This window comes from Paenibacillus sp. p3-SID1389, from assembly GCF_025151705.1.
GTDB lineage: Bacteria > Bacillota > Bacilli > Paenibacillales > Paenibacillaceae > Fontibacillus > Fontibacillus phoenicis.
The window spans coordinates 1-2,428 of record NZ_JALXVO010000104.1 but is presented as its reverse complement, the minus strand read 5'-3'; the positions used below and the strand labels follow the sequence as shown (position 1 = coordinate 2,428).

Genomic DNA, 2,428 nt, shown 5'->3' with positions numbered 1-2,428 from the left:
TTGTGTTTTGCAAGTAGAAAATGCTTAGGTTTGCAGCCAAAAGTACCAAACCCACTTGCCAGCATCGAAGTTACATAGGAATTCGTTCCATTGCTTGTTTGAAGCGGAAACTCTCGCCTGTGAAGGAGAGAATATGAGCATGGTGCACCAGACGATCGACAAGTGCTGATGTTAGCTTGGTATCGCCGAATATCGACGTCCATTGACCAAACTCCAAGTTGGATGTAACGATCACACTCTGTTGCTCATAGCAATCCGCAATCACGTTAAATAATAGCTCAGACCCGGTTTGGCTGAACGGGACGTAACCAACCTCATCGAGGATGAGCAAATCAACCTTTCTCAACTTCTCTCGAAATCGGCTGAGCGTACCCGCCGCAAATTTCTCCTGAAGCACGGCGACCAGATCGGAGGCTCGGTAAAACTGCACCGCCTTGCCTCGGCGACAAGCCTCCACACCCAATGCCGTTGCCATATGCGTCTTTCCCGTGCCTACGGCACCCATTAGGAGCAAATTCTCCTTGCGTTCCAACCATTCCAATCCCTGGATTTTCTCTGGACTGCTGCCGTTTGGAAAAGAGATGTGGTCATACACATACCCTTCAAAGGTCTTAATATGCGGAAACCCAGCCTGCTGGACGAGTTTCCCTAACTTGGCACGGCGGCGACCATCCAGTTCCGCACAAAGAATTTGTTCCACAATACTTTGAATCTCTTCGCTCTGTTGAAGCGATACATAATCCATGACATGCGCTAATCGTAGCTGCCGGCACAAATCCGCCAGTTCTATAGCCATCTTAGCCCACCCCCACCAGTTGGTCGTAACGTTCGAGAGAGCCATCTGAACGAGTCCCCGGTGGTGACAGCGTCTCCTCCCACGTAACCGGCAAGTCTCGGTTTCCATGTTTCATGCCAAGGACGGCCGTGATACGGTCGACCGCCGTATTCTGGCCTAACAAAGCGATCGCTTCTTGGATCTGTTCGATGGTGTACACATCGCTCCAGTGCGACAGCGCCTGAAGGCGTTCTTTTCGCTCAGTCAGATCTTTCACCGTCACATACGCTTGCAAGGTTTCCGGCAACATGCGGAGGAATTGTGAGTGTGTAACGCTGCGCGGTTTTCTCAGCCATCCGGTAAACACTTTCGACCACGGGACGTCCACAGTTCGCCCCGTATAAGGTCTGGGCACTTCCCGGATTTTCTGGTGATGGCCATTCAGAATGACCGAGCGATCCCAAAACATTTGGACCAGTACCTCGCTGCCGGGCGCAACCGTCCCCAGCAACGGAATCGTCGTATCTTCAATCCGAATCTCTCCGTACTTGTTGACCACTGCAGCTGCCAACCGAAAGGCCTCAAATCCATGTTCCGGCAATGTAAGGAGCTTACGTCGGTCATCCTCCCATAGATCAGCGATTCGGCGGTTTTGAGTATAGTGTTGGCGTTCGCGATCTTGCATTGCCTGCTCAGCGAAATACGCGGCAAGCTGTTCATGGCTTTCATAGATGGGAATGGGGACGGCCCAGTTCCTCTTGGAATAACCACATTTGTTCTCCACATGACCCTTCTCATGTCCGCTGTACGGATTGCAGAATACAGCTTCAAAACGGTAGTGAGCGCAAAATCGCTGAAAGCCTTCTGTTAATTGCCGTTCGCCTTGCTTCTCAATATGTACGACGGCGGCAGAAAGGTTGTCGAACCATATACGTTGAGGGACGCCGCCCATCTGCTCAAAGCACTGCTTCATCGCTTCCAGAAAGCATTCCTGATTTTCCGCCGGTGTCGGATAAACGAAAGCGGCATTGCTATGAGGGAAGGACATCACCAGCAGCTTGTAGGTGAGCATCCGGTGTCCTTGGCTCACTTCAAGATTAGTAAAGTCTACTTGAGCCTCTCCAGGCGGATGTTCCAGCCGTTCATACGTTTTAGCACGTTCCAGTTCCAATTCACTCTTTCGTTTTTGTACATAGGCTAGCACCGTGCGTTGCCCGCCTGTAAATTGATGTTCGTCTCGCAAACGCTGGAAGATGCGAACCCCTGTATGACGTTGCTTTCGTGGGAGCAAGCGGTCTTCTTCCAACCACGTATCGACGATCTCCACAAACGGCCCCATTACGGGACTTCTGCTTTTCCGTTTGCTCACAGACGCATTCCAATCCGATTGGTCGGCATATTTTTTTGCGGTTCGCCAATGAATCCCCACACGTTGTGCAATTTCATTCACAGAACAGCCTTCTACTTCACGCAAAAACTTGATATATTGTTGTTGAGGCATTTTCAACATCCTTTCTTCTTCTCCTCTCGCTACGTTGTCGACAAACATAACGATAGGATGATAGAGGGATGCTGACAAGTGTCTCTTTTTTTGCATCTTAGTTCGGCATTTTTACGCTGCAATAGTAGGCATTTCTATTATGCAATAAACAG

The 2,428-nt window shown here is 50.1% G+C and carries 2 protein-coding genes; both read right to left on the bottom strand.

The features are described from left to right. Positions 1–70: 70 nt before the first annotated feature. The gene (istB, locus tag M3G15_RS21205; RefSeq protein ID WP_185180795.1) at positions 71–796 is read right to left on the bottom strand and encodes an IS21-like element helper ATPase IstB; all 726 of its coding nucleotides are present in this window, start codon (positions 794–796) and stop codon (positions 71–73) included. A gap of 1 nt (position 797) precedes the next feature. Next, entirely contained in the window at positions 798–2,285 is a 1,488-nt protein-coding gene (istA, locus tag M3G15_RS21200) for an IS21 family transposase (RefSeq protein ID WP_260072003.1), read from the bottom strand. Positions 2,286–2,428 lie beyond the last annotated feature (143 nt).